The organism is Halomonas sp. NYA30, from assembly GCF_976980765.1.
Window position 1 is genome coordinate 4,349,159 of record NZ_OZ334477.1, and the last position, 23,921, is coordinate 4,373,079.

General features: G+C 55.2%; 25 protein-coding genes. 18 read left to right on the top strand and 7 right to left on the bottom strand.

Translation table 11 applies throughout. The features are described 5' to 3' along the window. Positions 1 to 31 precede the first annotated feature (31 nt). Positions 32 to 721: a pirin family protein gene (locus ACWI0H_RS20120; RefSeq protein ID WP_339883300.1), complete on the top strand. Its 690-nt coding sequence runs from the start codon at positions 32 to 34 to the stop codon at positions 719 to 721. Between the two features lie 84 nt (positions 722 to 805). Here ACWI0H_RS20120 and serA read toward each other — a convergent pair whose 3' ends face one another. Beyond that, entirely contained in the window at positions 806 to 2,050 is a 1,245-nt protein-coding gene (gene serA, locus ACWI0H_RS20125; RefSeq protein WP_339883052.1) for a phosphoglycerate dehydrogenase, read from the bottom strand. Positions 2,051 to 2,300: 250 nt separating this feature from the next. Between serA and ACWI0H_RS20130 the strand changes: the two genes are divergently transcribed. The 5 genes from ACWI0H_RS20130 to ACWI0H_RS20150 all read left to right on the top strand — a co-directional run bounded on the left by ACWI0H_RS20130 (position 2,301) and on the right by ACWI0H_RS20150 (position 7,011). Further along, on the top strand, positions 2,301 to 2,591 hold the full coding sequence (locus ACWI0H_RS20130) for an exodeoxyribonuclease VII small subunit (RefSeq protein ID WP_101146847.1): 291 nt from the start codon (positions 2,301 to 2,303) through the stop codon (positions 2,589 to 2,591). After that, positions 2,585 to 3,478 (top strand): farnesyl diphosphate synthase, encoded by an 894-nt coding sequence (locus ACWI0H_RS20135; RefSeq protein WP_485874354.1) that lies wholly within the window; start codon positions 2,585 to 2,587, stop codon positions 3,476 to 3,478. The genes ACWI0H_RS20130 and ACWI0H_RS20135 overlap by 7 nt, the downstream gene beginning before the upstream one ends. 76 nt (positions 3,479 to 3,554) lie before the next feature. Beyond that, positions 3,555 to 5,480: a 1-deoxy-D-xylulose-5-phosphate synthase gene (gene dxs, locus ACWI0H_RS20140; protein ID WP_485874355.1), complete on the top strand. Its 1,926-nt coding sequence runs from the start codon at positions 3,555 to 3,557 to the stop codon at positions 5,478 to 5,480. A 58-nt stretch (positions 5,481 to 5,538) separates the two neighbouring features. Next, positions 5,539 to 6,303: a co-chaperone DjlA gene (gene djlA, locus ACWI0H_RS20145; RefSeq protein WP_101146850.1), complete on the top strand. Its 765-nt coding sequence runs from the start codon at positions 5,539 to 5,541 to the stop codon at positions 6,301 to 6,303. A gap of 84 nt (positions 6,304 to 6,387) precedes the next feature. After that, on the top strand, positions 6,388 to 7,011 hold the full coding sequence (locus tag ACWI0H_RS20150; RefSeq protein ID WP_101146851.1) for a glutathione S-transferase family protein: 624 nt from the start codon (positions 6,388 to 6,390) through the stop codon (positions 7,009 to 7,011). On the opposite strand, the gene trhA is transcribed toward ACWI0H_RS20150, so the two are convergent. The 4 genes from trhA to ribA form a co-directional block, all read right to left on the bottom strand. Continuing rightward, entirely contained in the window at positions 7,008 to 7,685 is a 678-nt protein-coding gene (trhA, locus tag ACWI0H_RS20155) for a PAQR family membrane homeostasis protein TrhA (protein WP_485876284.1), read from the bottom strand. The two genes, ACWI0H_RS20150 and trhA, sit on opposite strands and share 4 nt — an antisense overlap. Positions 7,686 to 7,892: 207 nt before the next feature. Then, positions 7,893 to 8,417 carry a hypothetical protein gene (locus tag ACWI0H_RS20160; RefSeq protein WP_485874356.1) on the bottom strand — a complete coding sequence of 175 codons (525 nt, stop codon included), beginning with the start codon at positions 8,415 to 8,417 and terminating at the stop codon, positions 7,893 to 7,895. Positions 8,418 to 8,439: 22 nt separating this feature from the next. Further along, a complete protein-coding gene (locus tag ACWI0H_RS20165; protein ID WP_485874357.1) occupies positions 8,440 to 9,609 on the bottom strand; it encodes a zinc-dependent alcohol dehydrogenase in 1,170 nt (389 codons plus the stop codon). 128 nt (positions 9,610 to 9,737) lie between these two features. After that, positions 9,738 to 10,373, bottom strand: a complete 636-nt coding sequence (gene ribA, locus ACWI0H_RS20170) for a GTP cyclohydrolase II (RefSeq protein ID WP_101146855.1) — start codon at positions 10,371 to 10,373, stop codon at positions 9,738 to 9,740. Positions 10,374 to 10,695: 322 nt separating this feature from the next. Between ribA and hemE the strand changes: the two genes are divergently transcribed. The 6 genes from hemE to ACWI0H_RS20200 all read left to right on the top strand — a co-directional run bounded on the left by hemE (position 10,696) and on the right by ACWI0H_RS20200 (position 17,164). Beyond that, the gene (gene hemE / locus ACWI0H_RS20175) at positions 10,696 to 11,808 is read left to right on the top strand and encodes a uroporphyrinogen decarboxylase (protein ID WP_485874358.1); all 1,113 of its coding nucleotides are present in this window, start codon (positions 10,696 to 10,698) and stop codon (positions 11,806 to 11,808) included. Beyond that, positions 11,808 to 12,674, top strand: coding sequence for a polyamine aminopropyltransferase (gene speE, locus ACWI0H_RS20180; RefSeq protein WP_176303934.1), 867 nt, complete (start codon positions 11,808 to 11,810; stop codon positions 12,672 to 12,674). The genes hemE and speE overlap by 1 nt, the downstream gene beginning before the upstream one ends. 243 nt (positions 12,675 to 12,917) lie before the next feature. Continuing rightward, positions 12,918 to 13,943, top strand: coding sequence for an amino acid ABC transporter substrate-binding protein (locus tag ACWI0H_RS20185; protein ID WP_176303935.1), 1,026 nt, complete (start codon positions 12,918 to 12,920; stop codon positions 13,941 to 13,943). 101 nt (positions 13,944 to 14,044) lie between these two features. Continuing rightward, positions 14,045 to 15,235 (top strand): amino acid ABC transporter permease, encoded by a 1,191-nt coding sequence (locus ACWI0H_RS20190; protein ID WP_176303936.1) that lies wholly within the window; start codon positions 14,045 to 14,047, stop codon positions 15,233 to 15,235. A gap of 15 nt (positions 15,236 to 15,250) precedes the next feature. Then, positions 15,251 to 16,351: an amino acid ABC transporter permease gene (locus ACWI0H_RS20195; RefSeq protein WP_101146860.1), complete on the top strand. Its 1,101-nt coding sequence runs from the start codon at positions 15,251 to 15,253 to the stop codon at positions 16,349 to 16,351. A gap of 84 nt (positions 16,352 to 16,435) precedes the next feature. Next, positions 16,436 to 17,164 (top strand): amino acid ABC transporter ATP-binding protein, encoded by a 729-nt coding sequence (locus ACWI0H_RS20200; RefSeq protein WP_096282239.1) that lies wholly within the window; start codon positions 16,436 to 16,438, stop codon positions 17,162 to 17,164. 366 nt (positions 17,165 to 17,530) lie between these two features. On the opposite strand, the gene ACWI0H_RS20205 is transcribed toward ACWI0H_RS20200, so the two are convergent. After that, positions 17,531 to 18,580 carry an IS110 family RNA-guided transposase gene (locus tag ACWI0H_RS20205; protein WP_485874359.1) on the bottom strand — a complete coding sequence of 350 codons (1,050 nt, stop codon included), beginning with the start codon at positions 18,578 to 18,580 and terminating at the stop codon, positions 17,531 to 17,533. A gap of 181 nt (positions 18,581 to 18,761) precedes the next feature. Between ACWI0H_RS20205 and ACWI0H_RS20210 the strand changes: the two genes are divergently transcribed. Continuing rightward, positions 18,762 to 19,160: a RidA family protein gene (locus ACWI0H_RS20210; protein ID WP_485874360.1), complete on the top strand. Its 399-nt coding sequence runs from the start codon at positions 18,762 to 18,764 to the stop codon at positions 19,158 to 19,160. Here the strand turns inward: ACWI0H_RS20210 and ACWI0H_RS20215 are convergent. Then, positions 19,157 to 19,750 (bottom strand): histidine phosphatase family protein, encoded by a 594-nt coding sequence (locus tag ACWI0H_RS20215; RefSeq protein WP_485874361.1) that lies wholly within the window; start codon positions 19,748 to 19,750, stop codon positions 19,157 to 19,159. The genes ACWI0H_RS20210 and ACWI0H_RS20215 overlap by 4 nt on opposite strands. Positions 19,751 to 19,924: 174 nt before the next feature. On the opposite strand from ACWI0H_RS20215, the gene phnD reads away from it, so the two are divergent. The 5 genes from phnD to ACWI0H_RS20240 all read left to right on the top strand — a co-directional run bounded on the left by phnD (position 19,925) and on the right by ACWI0H_RS20240 (position 23,882). Beyond that, entirely contained in the window at positions 19,925 to 20,917 is a 993-nt protein-coding gene (gene phnD / locus ACWI0H_RS20220) for a phosphate/phosphite/phosphonate ABC transporter substrate-binding protein (RefSeq protein WP_008956569.1), read from the top strand. Positions 20,918 to 20,973: 56 nt separating this feature from the next. Further along, positions 20,974 to 21,771: a phosphonate ABC transporter ATP-binding protein gene (phnC, locus tag ACWI0H_RS20225; protein WP_101146862.1), complete on the top strand. Its 798-nt coding sequence runs from the start codon at positions 20,974 to 20,976 to the stop codon at positions 21,769 to 21,771. Then, positions 21,758 to 22,570, top strand: a complete 813-nt coding sequence (gene phnE / locus ACWI0H_RS20230; RefSeq protein WP_485874362.1) for a phosphonate ABC transporter, permease protein PhnE — start codon at positions 21,758 to 21,760, stop codon at positions 22,568 to 22,570. Before phnC ends, phnE (ACWI0H_RS20230) begins: the two co-directional genes overlap by 14 nt. Then, entirely contained in the window at positions 22,564 to 23,373 is an 810-nt protein-coding gene (gene phnE, locus ACWI0H_RS20235; protein WP_336269346.1) for a phosphonate ABC transporter, permease protein PhnE, read from the top strand. The genes phnE (ACWI0H_RS20230) and phnE (ACWI0H_RS20235) overlap by 7 nt, the downstream gene beginning before the upstream one ends. Before the next feature lie 77 nt (positions 23,374 to 23,450). Continuing rightward, positions 23,451 to 23,882, top strand: a complete 432-nt coding sequence (locus ACWI0H_RS20240) for a host attachment protein (protein WP_485874363.1) — start codon at positions 23,451 to 23,453, stop codon at positions 23,880 to 23,882. Positions 23,883 to 23,921 lie beyond the last annotated feature (39 nt).

Sequence of the window (23,921 nt, forward strand, 5' to 3'; positions counted from 1 at the left end):
TATTCCACATCACATAATCTCGGAGTACAGCATGATTATTCGTCGTTCAAACGAGCGCGGCTACGCCGACCACGGCTGGCTACGCTCATTCCATACCTTTTCATTTGCCAACTACGTTGACCGCAACCATATGGGCTTTCGCGCCCTGCGCGTGATCAATGAAGACCGCGTCGCGGGCGGCCATGGCTTTGGTGCCCATCCTCACCGGGATATGGAGATTATCTCCTACGTGCTGGAAGGTGAGATGGAGCATAAAGACAACATGGGCAATGGCGAGGTAATGCGACCGGGCGACGTGCAGCGCATGTCAGCGGGTACCGGCGTGCTGCACAGCGAGTTCAATCACTCCAAGACAAACGAGCTGCACTTCCTGCAGATTTGGATTGAACCCAAGCAGCTCGGCATTAAACCCAGCTACGAGCAGAAAGCGTTTCCTACCGCCGAGCGTCAAGGCCAGTGGCGTTTAGTGGTTTCTGAAGAGGGCCGCGAAGGCTCCGTGAGCATTAATCAGGACGTGAACCTGTACTCGGGCCTGTTTAACGCTGGCGAACAGCCAACCGCGCCGCCTTCGCGCCACGCTTGGCTGCATGTAGTGAACGGTGAAATGGAAGTGAATGGCGAGACGCTAGGCGCAGGCGATGCTGCGGCGTTTACGCCAGATGAGTCGATTAGCCTCACCGGCAAAGAAGCAGGCGAAGTGCTGCTGTTTGATTTGGCTTGATCACCGCGTTGACTAAACCGCACCAACCAAAACGGCGCCTCTTGCGAGGCGCCGTTTTTACAGCCAACTTATTTAATAAAGGCTTTAGCTGTTTTGTGACGAGTAGAGCGCACGAATTTTCAGCGTGTGATCGACTTCACGCAACGCTTCCAGCGCCTGTGGGCCATAAGCTTTATCGACATCGATAACCACATAGCCAACTTTCTCGTTGGTCTGTAGGTACTGACCCGAGATGTTGATGCCATTTTCAGACAGCACGCGGTTAATTTGCGACAGCACTCCCGGCACGTTGTCGTGGATGTGCAGTAAACGGTGCTTGTCGGGGTGCGCAGGCAGCGCCACTTCGGGGAAGTTGACCGAGGTCACCGTGGTGCCGTTGTCCGAATACGTGATCAGTTTTTCTGACACTTCGATACCGATGTTCTCCTGGGCCTCCAGGGTAGAACCACCGATATGCGGGGTCAGGATCACGTTTTCCAGGCCACGTAGCGGGCTTTCGAACTCTTCTTCGTTGCCTTTCGGCTCTACCGGGAAGACGTCAATCGCCGCACCGTTGAGATGGCCCGCTTTAAGCGCTTCGGCAAGCGGTTCGATTTCAACAACGCTACCGCGGGAGGCATTAATAAAGATCGCGCCGGGCTTCATGGCGGCAATCTCTTTGGCGCCGATCATCCAGCGGGTAGAGGCAAGATCAGGCACGTGCAGGCTGATGACATCGGAGCGACCCAGCAGCTCTTCTAGGCTTGCGACCTGGCTGGCGTTACCCATTCCCAACTTGGTGATCACATCGTAGTAAATTACGTTGAAACCCAATGACTCCGCCAGCACGGAAAGCTGCGCACCGATGCTGCCGTAGCCCACGATGCCTAACGTTTTACCGCGCGCTTCATGTGAGTTCTTGGCTGATTTCAACCAACCGCCCTGGTGGGCACGGGCGTTTTTCTCAGGAATACCGCGCAGCAGCATGATTGCTTCTGCCAGCACCAGCTCGGCCACCGAGCGGGTATTGGAGTACGGCGCGTTGAACACCGCGATACCACGCGTAAGCGCGGCGGTTAAATCGACCTGATTGGTGCCGATACAGAAACAGCCAACGCCGACCAGCTTCTCTGCTGCCTCGAACACACGCTCAGTCAGCTGTGTGCGGGAACGGATGCCGATGAAGTGAACGTCGCGAATCTTTTCGATCAGCGCTTCTTCATCAAGCGATGTGGGCAGATGCTCGATATTTTCATAACCGGCGTTGTGAAAATTGTCCACCGCACTTTGGTGGACGCCCTCGAGTAGCAGGATCTTGATCTTGCTCTTGTCCAGGGACGTTTTGGCCATGGCTGAATCAACCTCTATGGTCGGCGGCATGCGCCGTGTATCGGTTCACGGGAGGCGCATATCGTAGCACAGGCAGCCCCGGTCACGCCGGGTCAAGATGATGAAAAGTGTGCGTACTGACAATGAATGAACCGCAAGTCGTTACCACAAGCGTAGGCTGAAAGGCAGACGCCACCCCCAGGCGTCGGTGTATACTGTGGGCCTATTTCAGCTTATTTTAAAAAACATACCGGTTTGCAGGCACACCCCAATGAGCGACACGACATCACCTCCGCAGGATTTTGCCGCGACGGTTGAGCAACTCGAAACCATCGTTGAACGTCTTGAGTCAGGCGAGCTCTCATTGGAGGATGCGCTGACCGCGTTTGAACAGGGCGTGCGGCTAACCCGCGATGCCCAGCAGCGGCTGGATAGCGCCGAACTTAAGGTGCGTGCACTGAGTGAAGACAGCGAAGGCCGCTTGAATGTGGCGCCTTTTGCTGGCCCCGACGACCCCAAGGATGCGGCCGACGAAGAGAGCAAGGAGACGCCCCCATGGTAGCCACCCAGCCGAGCCAGCTTGCCACCCTGCGCCACCGCAGCAATAGCCGCGTAGACGCCACCCTGGCGGCCCTATTCGATAGCCGCCCGGCGGTAGCGCCACGGCTTGAGGCGGCCATGCGCCACGGCTTGCTAGCCGGAGGCAAGCGCCTGCGCCCACTGCTGGTGTACATGGCCGGTTATGCACTTGGGGCAGACGACGAAGCGCTGGATGCTCCCGCCGCGGCAATTGAGTTAATCCATGCCTACTCGCTGATCCATGATGATTTACCCGCGATGGATGACGACGACCTGCGCCGCGGCCAGCCCACCGTGCATAAAGCCTTTGATGAAGCGAGCGCGATTCTGGCTGGCGATGCTTTGCAGGCGCTAGCCTTTGAAGTGCTGGCCGGTACCGCTCATCCTCGGCTGTGCAGTTTAGTCCATACGCTTGCCTCAGCCGCTGGCCGCGACGGCATGGTGGCAGGGCAGGCACTGGATTTAGACGCCGTTGGTGGTCACCCGGATGTCGATGCTCTTGCCCACATGCACGCCCATAAAACCGGTGCGCTGATTGTTGCCGCTGTGCGCCTCGGCGGCTTAGTAGCCGTTGCCGACGATGACCCCCGTTTAACCGCGCTTATTCGCTACGCGCGCGCCATTGGTCTAGCCTTTCAGATTCACGATGACATTCTGGATGTAACCGGCGACACCTTGACCTTAGGCAAAACGTCAGGCGCCGATGCCGCCCGAGCCAAGCCCACCTACCCAAGTCTGCTGGGATTAGAGGGCGCTCAACGTAAAGCGCACAGCCTGATTGACGAGGCTATTGCCGCACTCGCCCCTCTGGGCGAACGTGCTGCACCGCTGGCCGACTTAGCCCACTATATGATTGAGCGTGACTACTAAACGATGTCCTTGAATACGATGTCTTTGAATACGATGCTCTTGAATACAATACCCATGAAAACATGCCTATGAAAACATGCCCATGAAGCTGTTCGACGAGATTCCCCGTGAGCGCCCCGCGACGCCGCTGCTCGACTCCTTTGATCACCCCGCTGCCCTGCGGGCCATGAATGACCAACAGCTCGCCCAACTGGCTGATGAGCTGCGTGCTTACCTGTTATATAGCGTGGGCGTGTCGGGTGGTCACTTTGGCGCCGGGCTCGGCGTGGTCGAGTTAAGCGTTGCCTTACACCACGCCTTCCATACCCCCCATGATCGTTTAGTTTGGGACGTTGGCCACCAGGCTTATCCGCATAAGATCCTGACCGGCCGTCGTGAGACGATGTTGAGTATTCGTCAGCACGGCGGTTTAGCAGCGTTTCCGCGCCGCGCCGAGTCCGAGTACGACACCTTTGGTGTCGGCCACTCCAGCACGTCGATTTCGGCGGCGTTGGGTATGGCGCTGGCGGCCAAGGCACAGGGAAATAAGCGGCGCGTGTGTGCAATCATTGGCGACGGCGCGCTAACCGCCGGCATGGCCTTTGAAGCCCTGGCCCACGCAGGCCACGTAGACGCCAACCTGCTGGTGGTGCTTAACGACAACGAAATGTCGATTTCCGAAAACGTCGGCGGCATGGCTACCTATCTTGCCCGCGTGCTCTCCAGCAAGCCCTATCTCAAAATACGCGAAGAGGGCAAAAAAGTGCTTTCTCACCTGCCCGGCGCGCTTGAGCTTGCCCGGCGCACCGAAGAGCACATGAAAGGCATGGTCAGCCCCGCCACGCTGTTTGAGGAGATGGGGTTTAACTATGTTGGCCCCATTGATGGTCACGACCTCAACGCGCTAACCGATACGCTTGAAAACCTGCGCGACCTCGACGGCCCGCAGTTCCTGCATATCAAAACGGTAAAAGGTAAAGGTTTCTTGCCTGCCGAGGCCGACCAGATTGGCTATCACGCCATTACCAAGCTGGAAAAGCCCAGCGCTGCTGCCAGTAACGGCGCCGCCAAAAAACCCATTATTAAACAAGCCGCAGCCAAGAAAAAATACTGCAATGTGTTCGGTGATTGGCTCTGCGATATGGCTGCGGCCGATTCGCGCTTGATGGGCATTACCCCCGCGATGCGCGAGGGCTCCGACCTGATTCGCTTCTCTAAAGAGTACCCGCAACGCTATTTCGATGTCGCGATTGCCGAGCAGCACGCCGTCACGCTCGCGGCAGGTATGGCCTGCGAAGGCATGAAACCAGTGGTGGCAATTTACTCTACCTTTCTACAGCGCGGCTATGATCAGTTGATTCATGATGTGGCGGTGCAGAATCTGGATGTCACCTTTGCCATTGACCGTGCAGGCTTAGTGGGCGAAGACGGGCCCACGCACCACGGCAGCATGGATCTCTCATTCCTGCGCTGCGTGCCCGGCATGGTGATTATGGCCCCAGCGGATGAAGCTGAATGCCGCGCCATGCTCAGTGCTGCCTACCATCATCCTGGCCCCGCGGCGGTGCGCTACCCACGCGGCACCGGCCCCGGCGTGGAGATTCCCGCCCACCTTGAGCCGCTAACGATTGGCAAAGCCGAGGTACGCCGAAACACCTCAAGCGACGGCGTTCGCATTGCGCTGTTGGCGTTTGGCAGCATGAATAGCGCTGCCGCCGACGTCGCCGAACGGCTCAATGCCACCCATATCAATATGCGCAGCATCAAGCCACTCGATCGGGATGCGGTGCTACACGCCGCCGACGAACATGAACTGCTGGTAACACTGGAAGAGAACGTGATTGCGGGTGGCGCAGGCAGCGCTGTCAATGAGTTGCTCCACGCCGAAGGCGTTCAGGTGGAAGTGCTTAATCTCGGCTTGCCTGACGCCTTTGTCGAGCACGGCACGCCAGCGCAGCTACTTGCCGACTGCCAGTTGGATATTGAAGGCATCGAGCGCGCTATTCGTGTCCGGCTGCCCTAAAACTTATTGCTATTCGGTTGCCATCAGGCATTACCTTTAAACTACTTTTGAGATTTATATGCTACTGCTTATTGTTATTTTCGGCCTGATCGGTCTTGCGTTTGGTGGCCCGGTGGGGCTTCTGATTGGCGGCGGCTTGGGCTGGTGGTTGGGGCGACGCATCAGTCGTCGCTTGAATATCGCCCGAATGCGTATTCAGGAAGGTTTTCTTGAATCGATCTTCTCGGTCATGGGCTGCCTGTGCCAAGCCGACGGTAAAGTAACCGATGGCGAGCTGGATGTAGCCGAGAAACTGTTTGATCAGATGCATCTGCAGGGTGAACAACGCGCCAAGGCCCGCGCCGCCTTTGAGCGTGGCCGCGCCGATGACTTCAACTTAGACGCCGAATTGGCCAATGTTAACCGCCTCACCCAGCGTCAACCGGTGCTGCGCCAAGTATTTATCCAGGTTCAGCTCTCCGCTATCGCCGCTGACGGCGTGCTCCATCCGGCTGAACAAGAGATGATCCTGCGCGTTGCCCGTGGCGTGGGTTGCAGCGATACCGAACTACAGCAGATCGAAGCGATGCTACATGGCGCTGCTGCTAACTCCCAAGGCGCCAGCGAAGAAGCGCTAAAAGATGCTTATCGCGTACTGGGGGTTTCGGACGATGCAAGCGATGCTGAGATCAAGAAGGCTTACCGTCGTCTAATGAGCCAAAACCACCCCGACAAATTGGCGGGTAAAGGCCTGCCCGACAGCATGCGCGACATTGCCCAAGCGCGTACCAGCGAAATCGGCAACGCCTACGAGCGTATACGTACGGCGAGGGGCAGCGCCTAAAGGCAGCCTTAACAACAAGATAATCGACAGGTTCGCTAACGCCCGCTAGATTGAAGCATCGACTGTTTTCGTCAGGAGCACGCCATGATCACGCTGTATAGTTTCCCCCAGTCGCGCTCGTTAAGAGTGGCGTGGGTACTTGAAGAGCTTGGCCTTGAGTACCAGTGCCAGCACGTGGCGCTGGATAAAGGCGAGGGCCAAACGGTCGAGCATTTGGCGCGCCACCCGGACGGCAAGGTACCGGTCATTGAAGATGGCGATGTGCATCTATTTGAGTCGGCGACTATTTGTCGCTATCTGGCCGAGACCTATGGCGATGGCACACTGCTGCCCAGCGACCCCGCGGCCCGTGCCCAAGTTGATCAATGGCTCAGCTTTATCGTGACGGAAATTGAGCAGCCGCTGTGGAATCAGGCCAAGCATAAGTTTGCCTTGCCCGCTGATAAGCGCGTTCCTGCTATTTTGCCAGTTTGTGCCTGGGAATTTCAGCGTGCAATAAGTGCCCTGGCGCGCCGTTATAACGGTCAGGAATATCTGGTAGGTAACACCTTTACTCTGGCGGATCTGTTTCTGACTCATACCCTTTCCTGGGCGGCCAGCATGAAGCATCGCCTGCCCGAGCCGCTACTAGCTTACCGCGAGCGGCATATCAAGCGTCCCGCCATGGCTAAAGCCGTCGCGCGTGAGAAAGCCGCCGCTGAGGGTTAAGCAGACGTAACGGGGAGAACCGCGCTATAAATAGCAAAGTAGTGGCAGACGCTTCCACCTATTACAAATAGATGCCAAATAGCGTGGTTATAGGGGATGGCACGCACGGCGTAGAAGATAACCCCGAGCGTGTAGGTGATGCCGCCCGCGGCCAGTAGGGTGATGCCGGTTGATGACAAATTGGCCGCCATTTCTTCTGCGGCGAGTAATATCATCCAACCCATCAGCAAATAAATCGTGACGCGCAATACCGCAAAGCGATGCGGCCAACATAGTTTGCAGACAATGCCCGCCAACGCGAGCGACCATACAGCAGTAAATAGTATCCACCCGGTGGGGCCGCGCATGTTCACCAATAAAAAAGGCGTGTAAGTACCCGCGATGAGGAGATAAATCGCGCAGTGGTCAAGTAGTTGAAAACGCAGCTTCCAACGCCGATGCGGAATGCCGTGATAAAGGGTCGAAGCGGTATACAGCAGTACCAGCGTAGTGCCGTACAGGCTAAGGCTAACCACCTTCCATGGGTCGACGTGTGCCGCTAGGCTCGCCACTGCGAGCAAGACCACCATGCCTACCAAACTAAGCGCGGCACCAATCCCGTGGATAATGCTGTGCAGCCACTCTTCAATAACGCTGAATTCGCCCAGCGAGTCGTCGATATCGGTATTTTTCAAACGTGACACCTCTAAACGCCCTTATTAACTTATATCAGTCATGTAAAAAATAGCGAGTAGCTGACTATTAAAGAGAGTGCTAGCGGCAGTTTGTTCCTTAGTTTAAGCAAATAGAAACAAAGCAACTAAAGCCGAGCCCGAAAAATAAAGCCAGGCTCGGTATTGATTGGAGAAGGAATCCTGCCAATGCACGCAATGGGAATCTTTTTAAAGCATTGGAGAGGGTAAAGCATCCTTCATATCGGCAGGCACTTGAAAACCTAGCGCAGCACCGCGCGCACTTGCTAACCCTTGGGGAAAGCCACTTCGATAGCGGTAATCAGGAGTAGCGCCCCCTTGATAGGCATGGCGCTGGCTCAACGCCTTGGCACAGGCATAATCAATGGCAGTGAGAATACCCACCGCGGTTAACGCCAGGTAAACGTTCTGCTTCTTGGGATTATGCTTATCCTTTAGTGCAAAGGAGAGGGCCGCAAGATCTAACACATCGCCGCCAACGCGGCTCCATATTGCAGGTGTAGGGTTATCTGAAAGCGCGCCGATACCACTTATTACACCTCTCGCCCCGCAGGCACGCAGGCTGTTTTCGCTGCCTTGCATACCGAGCTCACGGGTAATCCTTTCTGGCGCTAGCAGTTGATAAAGCCCGACACCCAGGCTTAGCCAGCCGAGCCCCCGCGCCAGTTTATCCGCTGAGCTTTGCGACTGGGTCATGTCTGTGTGCTTATGCATACCTACCTCCATGTCGGTGTCTTCAAGGCTGGAGAATTACCTTGACGCAACCATCCTGTTTATCGCGGAAGGTCTTATACATTTCGGGCCCTTGCTCTAGGCCAACGGAGTGAGTAATAACAAATGAGGGATCAATCTGGCCCTCTTCAATACGCCGCAGCAGATCATCGGTCCAGCGATTCACATGTGTCTGGCCGGTACGCACCGTCAGCCCTTTATTCATTAACGCACCAATGGGGAGTTTATCCACCAAGCCCCCATAGACGCCGGGAATGGAGAGTACTCCCGCAGGGCGACAAACATAGATCATTTCACGTAATACGTGGGCTCGGTCGGATTCCAACAACATGGCTTGTTTAACGCGATCGTACATGGAGTCCAGTGAACGGGTGGCGTGTGCCTCCAGGCCCACCGCATCAATACACTTCTCTGGCCCCTTCCCGTTGGTCAGGTCTTGCAGACGGCTCAGCACGCTCTCTTTATCAAAATTAATGGTGATAGCGCCGCTCGCTTCTGCCATAGCGAGCCGCTCGGGGACATTATCGATTACGACGACTTGCTTTGCGCCCAGCAGCACAGCGCTGCGAACACAAAACTGGCCTACTGGCCCAGCGCCCCAAATAACCACTGTATCGGTAGGCTGAATGTCACACTGTACCGCCGCCTGCCAACCGGTAGGGAAAATATCACCTAGGAAGAGTACTTGTTCGTCAGTGAGCGTACTGGGCACTTTAATATGGGTGGTATCGGCAAATGGCACCCGGACAAATTCAGCTTGGCCGCCTGCATACCCGCCAGTGAGATGGGAATAGCCAAATAAACCCGCGCCACCATGACCAAACGCCTTATCGGCCAATGCCTTATTGCGATTAGAGCGCTCACAGACTGAATAATTGCCACGCTGGCACTGCTCACATTCACCACAAAAGATAGTGAAGGGAACCACGACACGATCGCCTACCTTTAAATTCTTTACTTCGCTGCCCACCTCCATCACTTCGCCCATAAACTCATGGCCAAGCACATCGCCTGACTCCATTGCCGGTATGAAGTGATCATAAAGATGGAGGTCAGAGCCACAAATAGCGCAGCTACTTACATTAACGATGGCGTCGCGGGGGTGCTCGATTTGTGGATCCGGTACCGTGTCGTAACGAACGTCATTCTTACCGTGCCAGCAAAGTGCTTTCATGGTTGCTTCTCCTTAACTTTTACCCCTGGGTTAGCATCCTGCTATGTATCAACATAGCTCAGTTGCCGGGCAAAAAAGGTTAAAAAAAAGCAAGTTTCCGGATCGGTTATCGCCTTATTCGCTAATCATCACCCCTTACGTTCAATATCCACATCGCTGGCTTGGGTAAAGTCATCCAGGGCCATCATATGGCCGAGCTTGCCCGCTTTAGTGGCAAGGTACTGCTCGTTATGCGGGTTCAGACCGGTGGTGATCGGTAAGCGCTCCACCACGTTCACCCCATCGCGGGTCAAAGCATCCACTTTGCGTGGGTTATTAGTCATCAACCGTAGTGAGGTAATGCCGAGATGGTTGAGCATAGGCACGCACAGATCATAACGGCGCATATCAGCACCAAAGCCAAGCTGCTCGTTAGCTTCGACCGTGTCGGCCCCTTGATCCTGCAGATGATAAGCGCGAATTTTGTTTAACAGGCCTATGCCACGGCCCTCTTGGCGCAGATAAAACAGCACGCCACGTCCCTCTTCCGCGATACGCTTGAGCGCTTCCTGCAGTTGGTAGCCGCAGTCGCAGCGCATGGAAAAGAGCGCATCGCCGGTCAAACATTCAGAATGTACCCGCCCCAGTACCGGTGCGTCGCCGGTCACATCCCCTAGCGTTAAGGCGATATGATCCTTGCCAGTGGCCTCATCTTCGAAGCCATGCATCGTAAAGGTTGCCCAGGGGGTGGGCAGTTGGGAAGCGGCAATAAAGCGAATGGTCACAGGTTACCTCGCTGATTGACCAAACCAGTTAACCACACCAGTGTTGGCAAAATGGGCAAGTATTCTAACAGGAAGCGGCGCCCGCCTCACGATGGCAACGCAGCTAAAGTTGGCTAATTAGAGGAGAAAAATTGATCGGGTGCGACGATTTTTGCCACCGGTTACGCCGCCCTAGCGCCTATCTTCAAGTACAATTGCTCGCATATGGTTTCCAATACGACCCCAAGTACTGTTTCAAGTACTGTTTCAAGTACTGTTTCAAGTACGATGCCAAGCACTGTTACAAGTACCATGCGGGCAAATTTCTTAAGAGCAAGCATTTATGACCACCACACCGTTACAAAATGACCGTTTCCTTCGCGCATTAGCGCGCCAGCCCGTTGACCGCACACCCGTATGGATGATGCGCCAAGCGGGCCGCTACCTGCCGGAATACCGCGCCAGCCGTGCCGACGCGGGCAGTTTTATGGACCTGTGCCGTAATCATGACCTGGCCTGTGAAGTCACCATGCAGCCTTTAGAGCGCTATCCGCTGGACGCCGCGATCCTGTTTTCGGACATTTTAACCATTCCAGATGCCATGGGCCTGGGGCTCTACTTTGAAACCGGCGAAGGCCCCAAATTTCGCAAAACCGTGCGCACGCAGGAAGAAGTCGCTGCACTGAGCGTGCCCGATGCCGAGCGTGACTTGGATTACGTAATGCGTGCGGTGTCGACCATTCGCCGCGAGTTGAACGGCCGCATGCCGCTGATTGGCTTCTCCGGCAGCCCCTGGACCCTGGCGACTTACATGGTGGAGGGCGGCTCAAGCAAGGATTTCCGCCACCTGAAAACCATGCTTTACGACACACCGGATACCATGCACCAGTTGCTGGATACACTGGCCCATGCGGTCACCGATTACCTGAATGCGCAAATTCGCGCGGGTGCCCAGGCGGTACAGATTTTTGATACCTGGGGCGGCGCGCTATCCACGCCTGCGTACCTGGAATTTTCGCTGCGCTATATGGAGCAGATCGTTTCCGGACTGATCCGCGAGCACGATGGCCGTCGCGTGCCGGTGATTCTGTTCACCAAAAATGGCGGCCAGTGGCTTGAGCATATCGCTTGCGCCGGTGCCGATGCCCTGGGTATCGATTGGTCTACCGAGCTTTCCGATGCCCGCGCCCGCGTTGGCAATAAGGTCGCACTGCAGGGCAACCTGGATCCCAACGTACTGTTTGCGCGCCCCTCGGCTATCCGCGCTGAAGTGGCCCGTGTGCTGGAAAGCTACGGCCACGGCCCTGGCCATGTGTTTAACCTGGGCCACGGTATCAGCCAGTTTACCAACCCGGATAACGTCACCGCCTTCATGGAGGCGCTGCACGAGCTCAGCCCCCAATACCATCGGGATATCCCCACCCAATCACACACCCCGCATTCAGGAGCCAATTGATGAGCGAATTACGCGACGACCAGTGGTTTACCGAAGTCTTTGATAGCCACGGCAGCGCCTTCTCGCTGAAAATCTCTGAAAAGCTGCTGGATGTGCAGAGCCAATACCAGCACCTGGAGGTCTACGCTACAGAGACTTACGGCAACCTCATGGTGCTGGACGGCTGTGTGATGCTGACTGATCGCGATAACTTCCTCTATCACGAGATGATTGCGCATCCGGCCCTGTTTACCCATCAAGACCCTAAACGGGTGGTGATTATCGGCGGTGGCGACTGTGGCACCTTAAAAGAGGTACTTCGTCATCCAGGCGTTGAGAAAGTCACCCAGATTGATATCGATGAAGAAGTGACGAAAGCTTCTGAGCGCTTCTTCCCCTCATTGGTAGAATCGAATAATGATCCGCGCGCTGAGCTGTTGTTCGCTGATGGCGTGAAGTGGGTAGACGATGCACCTGATGAGAGCATTGATGTATTGATTATCGATTCAACCGACCCGGTCGGCCCTGCGGAAGGGCTGTTTAAAACCGACTTTCTCAAGCGCTGCCACCGTATTTTGAAAAGCGGCGGCGTGATGGTACAGCAGAGCGAGTCACCGCTTTACCACACGGGTTCAATCATTCGTGAGCTACGCCACGATATGCTTGAAGCGGGTTTTGACAGCGTCGCCACGCTGCCCTTCCCGCAGCCGGTGTACCCATCAGGCTGGTGGAGCGTAACACTGGCGGGTAAAGCCATTGATGTGAATGCGTTCCGCGAGCAGGCAGCCGCCAGCCACGAGCTGCCGCTTGAGTACTACAGCGTTGATGCCCATCGCGGCGCGCTCGCCCTTCCTCCGTTTATGCGCAAAGCATTCGCGGCCGAATAACCCCCCGTTCATCGCATACTTTCTGTCACCGCCCACCTCAGCTTGCCCTATAAAGGTGCAAAGCGAGGTGGGTGGTAACATTTTTTGCACCTAGACGTTCGTCTCGAATCCATTGAGTAGCGTTGAAAAGCGCTGAATTCACGCCTGTACCCTTGCTGGCATCTTCCTTGCTAGGTTTAGTGACATGCTACGGCATGCATAACTATTTTAATGACGGTTTTTAATCACTTCGAGGGAAACTAAATGTTCAATAAAAAACATCTAGCGCTTCTGGCGTCCGCTGGTTCACTGAGCCTAGCGGGAATGGCGACTGCTCAAGCCGACACCTTAGAAGATACTATTGAGCGTGGTGCCGTTCAGTGTGGTGTGAGCGATGGTTTGCCGGGCTTCTCAGCACCGGATGACGACGGTAATTGGCAGGGTCTGGACGTTGATGTTTGCCGTGCAGTAGCGGCAGCAGTACTCGGCGATGCGGATGCGGTTAACTATATTTCTCTAAACGCCGTTGAGCGCTTCACCGCCCTGCAGTCTGGTGAGGTTGACTTACTTTCACGTAACACCACCTGGACCACTACCCGTGACACCACGCTGGGCCTTAACTTCACCGGCGTTAACTTCTACGACGGCCAAGGCTTCATGGTTTCCCGCGACCTGGGCATTACCGGTGCCGACGAGCTCGACGGTGCTTCTATCTGTATTCAGTCGGGCACCACGACTGAGCTGAACTTGGCTGACTACTTCCGTGCTAACAACATGGAATTCAACCCCATCGTATTTGATACCTCTGAGCAAACCGTGGGTGGTTATCAAGCTGGCCGCTGTGATGTTCTGACCTCTGATACCTCTCAGCTAGCTGCGCTTCGTATTCAGCTAGATGACCCTGAAGCCTCAATGATCCTGTCTGATGTTATCTCCAAAGAGCCGCTGGGTCCTGTTGTTCGTCAGGGCGACGATCTTTGGTTCAACATCGTTAAGTGGTCGCTGTTCGCTATGCTTAACGCTGAAGAGTACGGCGTTACCAGCGAAAACGCTGAAGAGATGCTGAACTCAGAAAATCCTGATGTTGCTCGCCTGCTGGGCCAAGACGGCAACTACGGGGAAGGCATGCAGTTGGAAGCAGACTGGGCTTACAACATCATTAGCCAAGTCGGCAACTACGCTGAAAGCTTTGAACGTAACGTGGGTATGGACTCTCCGCTTGAAATCGAGCGCGGTGTTAACGCCCTGTGGAACGACGGTGGCTTCCAGTACGCTCCCCCGATTCGCTAAGCGTCTCGCTTGACCCCGGCCCGCCACCCTCTTTACAGGTATCTGTTTCAAGGGCCTGGCGGGCCATCTGATTGACCTTCCGTATAGCGGAGACGCCATCCATGTCTGTAAGACCCAACATTCGCCCCGCCGGCCACAAGCCGCCGTTTTGGCGAGACCGCGCTAAGCGCGCACTTATTTTTCAAATCATTTTGGTCGCCGTTGTGGCGGCTTTCCTGATCTATATTATCGGCAATACCCAAGCCAACCTGAATGCCCGCGGCATCACCACAGGCTTTAGCTTTTTGGGCAACACAGCCGGCTTTGGTATTGGTCAAACCTTAATCGAGTACTCTTCCCAGAGTACCTACGGCCGCACCTTCGTGATTGGCTTGCTCAACACGCTGCTGGTCGGGGGGCTGGGGGTCATTGCCGCCTCGATTATCGGGTTTATCGTCGGTATTGCGCGGCTATCGCCCAATTGGTTGATCGCCAAGTTAGCCAACGCCTATATCGAAACCTTTCGTAATATCCCGCTGCTGCTGCAAATTTTCTTCTGGTACTTCGCGGTACTACGTACCTTACCCAGCGCTAGAGAGAGCATGGCGTTTGGCGAAGCCATTTTCCTGAACGTGCGCGGGTTGTACTTGCCCCAACCGCTGTTTGAATCAGGCTTTGGATTGATCCCTGCTACTTTTGTTGTAGCGATCATTGCCAGCATTGCGCTGGTTATCTGGAATAAGCGCCGCCACGAAGCGACCGGCAAACGCATACCGGTTTTCTGGATCTCGCTGGTGATTATTTTTGGCCTACCACTGCTGGTACTGGTGGCGACCGGCGTTCCGGTCACTTGGGAAATGCCGGTACTGCGTGGTTTTAACTTCGGTGGTGGTATTACTATCATTCCCGAATTTTTGGCCCTGTGGCTGGCGCTTTCCATTTATACCGCATCGTTTATTGCTGAGATTGTGCGCTCGGGCATTCAAGCGATTCCCCATGGCCAAACCGAAGCGGCCCAAGCACTTAGCTTGCCGCGAAAACTCGTTCTGCGCCTGGTGGTGATTCCTCAAGCATTGCGCGTCATCATTCCGCCGCTGACCAGCCAATATCTCAACCTGATTAAAAACTCCTCTCTGGCCACCGCCATTGGCTACCCCGACCTGGTGTCGGTTTTTGCTGGCACCACTCTCAACCAGACCGGTCAAGCAATTGAAGTCATTGCCATGACCATGGCGGTCTATCTCATCATCAGCTTGCTGGTGTCCATGTTCATGAACTGGTTCAACGCTCGCGTTGCGCTGGTCGAACGCTAGGCCGGAGGCGACCCCATGATTCACAACAAAGAAACCATACCTCAGCGTCCGGCACCTAAAGGCACGATCGGCCCGGTTGCCTGGCTACGTGGCAACCTGTTCAACGGTCCTATCAATAGTGTTTTCACGCTGTTGGGCCTGTACGTACTGTATCTGCTGGTGGTGCCAACCGTTCAGTGGGCGTTTATCGATGCCAACTGGGTGGGCGACAGCCGCGAAGACTGCACACGGGCGGGCGCCTGCTGGGTCTTCGTCAACGCGCGTTTCTCCCAGTTCATGTATGGCCTCTACCCAAGCGAAGAGTATTGGCGTGCCAACATCGTGTTTGCCATGTTTGCGGCCATTATTGCTTGGATGGTCATTCCTCGCCTGCCCTTTAAGCGCTGGATGGCCCTGTTTGCGCTGCTAATCTTCCCGGTCATCGCCTACGTGTTACTCCACGGCGGCTACTTTGACCTACCGCGTGTCTCGACCCACCGCTGGGGCGGCTTGATGCTGACCCTGCTCTTGGCCAGCGTAGGCATGATTGGCGCGCTACCGATTGGTATCGTGCTCGCCCTTGGGCGACGCTCGAACATGCCCATCGTCAAAACCTTCTGCGTGATTTTCATTGAGTTCTGGCGCGGTGTACCACTGATTACCATTCTGTTTATGGCCTCGGTAATGTTGCCGCTGTTCTTGCCTTCAGAAATCAGCGTGGATCGCCTTGTGCGCGCCCTGATCGGCCTCACGCTGTTCCAAAGCGCCTACATGGCAGAGGTGATTCGCGGTGGTTTGCAGGCGATCCCCAAAGGCCAGGACGAAGCCGCCGCGGCGCTGGGAATGACGTACTGGAAGCGTATGGGGCTCATCGTCATGCCGCAGGCACTTAAGATGATGATTCCCGGTATCGTTAATACGTTTATCTCCCTGTTTAAAGACACCACCCTGGTGATGATCATCGGGCTGTTTGACCTGTTGGGCATTGTGCAAGCGGCGCTTTCCGACTCGCGCTGGCTGGGCTTCTCAATCGAGGGGTATGTATTTGCGGCGTTCGTGTTCTGGATTTTCTGTTTCAGCATGTCGCGCTACAGCCAGTACCTGGAACGCAAGCTTAATACCGGCCATAAGCATTGATGCCGCATCTCTTTACGATTTAAGTAGGATTTCAACATGACACAAGCAGCCACCAACACCACTGACGCCAGTACTTCTGACCTGATGGTCGAGATGCGCAACGTCAACAAATGGTACGGCGATTTTCACGTACTGCGCGATATCTACCTTGAAGTAAAACGCGGCGAACGGATCGTGGTATGCGGCCCTTCGGGGTCGGGCAAATCAACGCTAATCCGCTGCATTAACCACCTAGAAGAGCACCAAAAAGGTGAAATTGTGGTGGGCGGTATACCGCTGACCCAAGACGTTAAGCGTATCGAGCAGATTCGCCGCAGCGTCGGCATGGTTTTTCAGCACTTCAATCTGTTTCCTCACTTAACGGTGCTGGAAAACTGCTGTATCGCGCCGATGTGGGTTCAGAAGAAGCCCCGTAAAGAAGCCGAAGCGCTGGCCATGGAGTATCTGGAACGGGTGCGCATTGCCGAGCAGGCAACTAAGTACCCTGGGCAGCTTTCGGGCGGCCAGCAGCAACGCGTGGCCATCGCCCGCTCACTGTGCATGCACCCTGACGTCATGCTGTTCGATGAGCCCACCTCCGCCCTAGACCCCGAGATGATCAAAGAGGTGCTCGACGTTATGGTGGAGCTTGCTGAAGAGGGCATGACCATGATCTGTGTCACCCACGAAATGGGCTTCGCCAAAAAGGTCGCTGACCGGGTGATCTTTATGGATCAGGGCCAAATCATTGAAGAAAACGCGCCTGAGCCGTTCTTCAATAACCCGCAGTCAGAGCGCACCCAGCTGTTCCTAAGCCAGATTCTGGGGCATTAATCCACAGCCCAATCGACAAGGCAGCTGTTGATAAGTACGTCATCATGGGCCTCATTTGAGGCCCATGATGGTTAACAGACTTTAAAAAAGCAGCATGTCATCGCGTATAGGGACTCCTCCCCGGTTGCAAGCGACGATGATGGAAAAACATAAGCCGATGCGTGCGTATAGTCGGTCTCTTGATGGGGACGCTATCCCCTGACCCTGATGAACGTCGCGCACCTTCTCTCCTCAACGAGCGGGAGGCTTCTTCAGCCATCGCGATGATCAGGTTTTGAGAAGGTCGGTCTGACCTGTTTTTCATCAATCGTTGCCCGGCAACAAGGTAGTCGCCTCTCGGCGCTTAGGCGCTGGTGGTGCTACCGCTTAGCTCGCCATCAGCGCTGAACCGTCGTTAAACTCTCTACAATAGGACTGTCCGCTGTGCAGAACCGCCCAGGCGGTTCGCACTGTCTTGTTCGCTAACGCGACAGCCGCTTTGTTCTTGCCAACGCGTGCGACCAGCGCGCGTAGCCAACGGCTTTTGGCATCCTGCTTGTCACCCACGGTGTTGATGGCCGAGTGTGCGCCGCGTATCAGGGCGGCTTTCAGCGAGATTTGCCCCGTTCGGCCAATGCCCTTGATCTTCGCGATGCCACCACTGCTGTGTTGTGTCGGCGTTAACCCCAGATAGGCTGATGCTTGGCGACCTTTCTTGAAGGCGTCGCCGTTACCGAGGGCGCTATAGAGCTGGGTGGCGACCACCGGTCCCACTCCCTCAATCGCCAACAGTTGGCGACAAGGCATCACCGCACGGCTCATCTGCTCCACGCGCTTATCCAGTGACTGAATACGCTCGTTGAGTCGATCCAGCTCCGCCATTTGCTCGGCAATCAAGTCACGCATCAGCATCGAAAGCTCGTTATCGGCATCTTCCAGGGCGAGCCAGACACGTTGCTTTAACGCTTTCTGTCCCCGACCGCTGATCACTCCATATTCCTGCAATAACCCATGAACCTGATTGATCAACTGGGTGCGTTGATGAATATACCTTTCCCGAATGCGGTGCAGGCTCTGAATATCCTGTTGCTCGACGCTTTTGAGCGGCACGAAGCGCATATCAGGGCGCAACCCGGCCTCAACGATCGCGAGCGCGTCATTGGCATCGGTCTTGTGCCCCTTGCGAAAGGGCGTCACAAACTGGGGTGAAATGAGCGCAACGCTATGGCCGAGGGCCTGCAGCTGTCGGGCCCAATAATGCGATCCACCGCACGCTTCCATGAACACCCGACAGGCCGGTTGGCGGCGCATAAAATCCAAGACCTGATGCCGTTTAAACTCTTTGTTGACCTGAGCACGCGGGCGGCGGGTGTCGACAACACACACTTGGAAAACACGCTTTGCCAGATCAATACCTATTGTCTTATGCTTGTTCATGACTCTTCCCCTCCGCATTGAAGTGGTTCAACTATCAATGTAGCTCTTTGAAGCTTCGAGAGGGGAGGAGTCCCTTTCATTGAGCGTAGCGCGGCGATCTCGGGGTTATCCTGCCACTACAAACAAGATTGCTACGTCGCTCCGCTCCTCTCAATGACATGATAAAAAAAGAGGCAATCGTATGATTGAAAAGATGTTTATTGATCGGGCTCCACAGCCTATCGCGCCCTTTTCCCACGCTTGCCGCGTAGGCGACTTGGTGTTTATCACTGGGCAAATGCCGACGGTGCCAGAGACTAACGAGATGCTGCTGGGCACCTTCACTGAGCAGACCCACCGGGTGATGCAGAACCTGGCGATTGTGCTGGAAGAAGTCGGCAGCGCTTTTGAATATGTGGTGCAGTCCCGGGTATTTATTACCAATATGGGCCACTTTGATGAGGTCAATAAGGTCTACGCCAGCTATTTCCCGCAACCGCTGCCTACCCGCACCTGCATTGGCGTAACCGGCTTAGCGGGCGGCGCCGATGTGGAAGTCGATATGATCGCCTGGATTCCGCCTACTGCCGAGAGTGCCTAATGTCCTATTTGGGTAATGCTCGCGGGCAGTAACGCAACTTGTTCACGATGCTGGGTAAGGGATTTATTAGCTAGTGCCGTGAGCAGGATTTGCAGCGGGTCGCCGTGGCTTACCAACAGGATGATTTCACCTGCGTATTGCTGTTCTAGCCCTTCCATCACGGCGCTCATGCGCGCCGCTACTGAGCTAACGGCTTCCACCTGATGATGAGCGTGATCGGCATTAAGGCTGTCCAGTGCCCATACGTCAGGATAATGCGCATCAGTCTGCCCATCGAATTCGCCAAAATAACGCTCCCGCAGGCGCTTATCTACTGCCATCTCAAGCTTAAAAGCACTCGCCACCTGGGCAGCCGTTTGTGTCGTCCTTAAAAAATCTGAATGCACCACTTTGGTGGGCACAGGCCACCCCCACTCAGCCACCGCCTGGGCAAGCTGGCGCTCGCCGATCGCCGAGAGACCAAACTCGTTAATACCGCGCTCAGGGCTGCTGATAATTAGCCCCTGTTGGTTTGCTTGGCTGTGGCCGTGGCGCATTAATAAATAGCGATTGCGCCAATGGTCGGAGGGAGGTTGTAAAGTATTTGACATAAGTTTGTCACAAACCCTAGATTGAAGGTGTCTGCTTTCGAAAATAACCATCCTTCGCGCGGAATGTCCACTTACGAACCATTTTTCGTTTTCATAAGTGGCAAATCGCAGTGAAGAGAACACAGCATTAACCATAGCAAGCACACAACAATAACCGTACAAACGAGGCATACCATGGCAACTTCGCTCTTCCGCAAGCGCCCGCTTGCAATGCTTACCGCCGCATCACTCCTTCCGCTCGCCCTGTTAACAACACCTGCTTTCGCTGAGTGTGAGCGGGGTGATTTGGCTGCCATTTATTGCGACGAAGATGGCGATATGGTCGCTGATCGTCCGTCTGACGAGTCTGAGTGGGTTAATCCCGATACGCTGATCTTTGCCTATACCCCGGTAGAAGATCCGGCCATTTATTCAGATATCTGGCAGCCCTTTATCGATCACTTGGCGGAAGTCACCGAGCGCGATGTGCGCTTCTTCGCGGTGCAGTCCAACGCGGCGCAGGTAGAAGCCATGCGCAGCGGGCGGCTGCATATTGCTGGGTTCTCTACCGGCCCCACACCGTTTGCGGTGAATTTGGCCGGTGCTGTGCCATTTGCATTGATGGGCTCTGATAGCGGCCAATTTGGTTATACCCTGCAGCTATTTACCCACGTTGATTCCGACATTCATGAGGTAGAAGACCTCAAAGGTAAGCGTGTCGCCCACACCTCGCCCACCTCCAACTCGGGGAACTTGGCCCCTCGCGCCCTGCTGCCTGAACTCGGCATTACGCCTGATGAAGATTACGAGGTGGTCTACTCGGGTAGCCACGATCAATCCATGCTAGGTGTTGTGGCCCAAGACTATGACGCCGCTCCTGTGGCCTCTGAAGTCGTCGAGCGGATGGCCGCCCGCGGCCTTTACGATGAAGAGGACGTGCGGCTGATTTTTGAGTCCGACCGCTTCCCCACCACGTCTTACAACTACGCCCATAACCTGCACCCAGATCTGGTCAAAAAAATCGAAGAAGCCTTTTTCAGCTTTGATTTTGTCGGCACCGAGCTAGGCGAGGAGTTTGAAGGCGTCGAGAAATTTATTCCCATCAACTACCAGGATAATTGGAAGGTAATCCGCACCATTCAGGCGGCTAATGATGTGAGCTATACGCCAGAAAATCTGGAAGAGTAAACGTAACGCACCGCCACCGGCGGTGCGGTTATTGTCTCGACGATGGAAGCGGACACATGCTGGAAATTACCAATCTGGTCAAACGTTATGGTCACGATGAAGCCGTGCTGAAAGGGCTTGACCTCAAGGTAGAGGGAAACAGTGTTGTTTCTATCGTAGGCGCCTCGGGTGCGGGTAAAAGCACCATGCTGCGATGTATTAATCGCTTGGTCGAACCGACCTCGGGCTCAATCAAACTCAACGGCAATGAGCTGGTGAACCTGAAAGGCGCCGAGCTGCGCCGTGCTCGCCGCAAAATCGGCATGGTGTTCCAGGGCTTTAATCTGCTGGATCGTTTGACCGTGATGGAGAACGTGCTGGCCGGGCGGTTGGGTTACGTCAATCTCTATCAAGCGATATCGCGCCGCTATCCCCAGGCAGATATTGAACGTGCGTTTGTGCTGATGGAGCGGGTGGGAATCGCTCACTACGCCAACAAGCGCGCTGATGAGCTATCCGGCGGTGAGCGCCAGCGGGTAGGCGTGGTTCGTGCGCTAATGCAGGAACCTGAAGTCCTGCTGGCAGACGAACCAACGGCCTCTCTCGACCCACGCACCTCCGAGCAGATCATGATACTGCTGCAGAGCCTGGCCAGCGAGCTGTCGCTGCCGGTGCTCATTAATATCCACAACGTGGCACAGGCCAAAACCTATACCGAGCGCATTGTGGGTCTACGTCACGGCAAGATGATCTTTGATGGGTTGCCTGCCGACTTCAACAAAGACGCGCTAGACGCCATTTACGGCGGTATTGAAGCACCGGACGATGCGATCACCGAGAATCCAGCGGAGGAGCGCGCCCATGACTCCGCCTGACGCTACCACTGCCTCACCACGTACTTGGAAAAAGCCACCGTTTATCGCCAATCCGCTGCTGCGCTACGGTTTGATCATCGTCGCCATAGTCTATTTGGTGTGGGCGTTCGGCTCGCTACCGTTTAACTGGGCGCGCATCTCTGAAGGGTTGCCTCGCGCCGCGCGTATTTTTAGTGGCGGCTTCCCGCCCAATTTAGAGCGCTACGAGCTACTGCTGACAGGTTTTAAAGAGAGCTTTCAAATCGCCATTTTGGCCACATTGATGGGGGTTTTGCTCTCTATTCCTTTTGCCGTGATGGCGGCGCGCAATATCGCTCCAATGCCGATTTACATCATTGGCCGGGCAGTGATTATTGTCTCACGCAGCTTCCACCCGGTGATCGTGGCGATTCTGTTCGTCGCTGCTGTCGGCTTTGGTCCGCTGGCGGGCATCCTTACCCTCACGCTCTATTCGATTGGTTTTGTCGGCAAGCTGCTCGCCGAAGAGATCGAGGAAATTAACTGGGGGCAGGTTGAAGCGATGAAAGCCGCGGGAGCGGGCTATTTGGCGATTCTGTTTTATGCAGTTTTCCCACAGATCCTGCCCCGCCAGGTCGGCCTTTCCATGTACCAATTGGACAGCAACCTTCGCGCCTCAGCAGTGGTTGGAATCGTGGGGGCAGGCGGCATTGGCGGCACGCTCATGAACGCCTTTGGGCGCTACGATTACGATTTCGCCTTTGCGATTCTGCTCGTTATTATCGCGGTCATTTTGCTCAGCGAAGGTGTCAGCGGCTGGGTAAGGAAAAAAATATGGTAGATCACGCACAGCAGCTTGCCGACCGTGTTTGGCAACGTTACGACCGCAAGCAACGCCTTATTCGCTACGCCGTGCTCCTAGCCACCTTGATAGTAGTGGTCTGGACGGTGCGCGACATTGATATTTTTTGGCCCTGGGTATGGGATGCGCCTAACCAAATCTCTGCGCTTGGGGGGCGCATGTGGCCGCCCAGTGCAGCGGGATTTAATGGCATTATCGCAGCGCTCATTGAGACCGTGCATATCGCCACCCTGGCGACCTTCTTAACCATTTTCTTGGCCTTACCGGTGGCCTATATTGCGGCCCAAAACACTACGCCAAACCGTACCTGCCTGTGGCTGGGGCGTTTTATTCTCGTCTCCAGCCGTTCGGTAAACACCATTATCTGGGCGCTGCTGTTCGTGGCCATTTTTGGCCCTGGTGTGCTAGCCGGGATCCTCGCCATCGTGTTTCGCTCCATTGGCTTTATCGGCAAATTGATGGGCGAGGCCATCGAAGAGATTGATCGGCGTCCGGTAGAAGCCATGGAGGCCACCGGGGCTTCCAAAGCCAAAGTGGTCGCCTATGCGATTGTGCCTCAGGTCATGCCAGCCTTTTTTGCCATTGTGATCCTGCGCTGGGATATCAATATCCGCGAATCGACAGTGCTTGGCTTAGTGGGTGCGGGCGGTATTGGGGTGATCCTGCAAGGTGCGATTGACACCTTTGCCTGGCCAACCGTGGCGACCATTTTGATTGCCATTATTGTGCTGGTGCTGATTGGCGAAGCCATCACCAGTTTGCTGCGCGGCAAAGTCCTGTAGGTGGCCTAAGCGTTTGACCTAGCGCCAAACGCTTGCCATGTTTAAAGGATCATCAACGACAAGGAGTATGCACAGCGATGACAACTTATATCGTGGTAGCCGACGCCGCTCGCGCGCGTATTTTTACCCGTGATTCGCTTAATCTTGCCGAAAGGGAAAGCCTGGTACATGCAGCAGGAAGACTTCATGAAGGCGATTTAATCACTGATCGCCGCGGCGCCGATGTGCATGAGTCGACATCCTCCACGTCACGCTCTTCTGGAGAAGAAAACGTTGCTTCACAGCACGAGAATGAACTGTTTGCTAAAGAGGTCGCTCAACACCTCTACAGTGCGCGGGTTAAGAACAGCCTGGAAAAGCTAATCATGGTCGCCCCACCTAAATTTTTAGGCCTGTTGCGTGACAAGCTTGATGGCCCGACCCAGAAACTGGTCATTCACTCCCTTTCGAAAGACCTAAGCAAAGCCTCGCTAGCAGAAATTCAAACCGCCGTGAGCGACTTACGTTAGATGTATTAACTTTACTATCTCCTCACTAGCCTAAAGTAG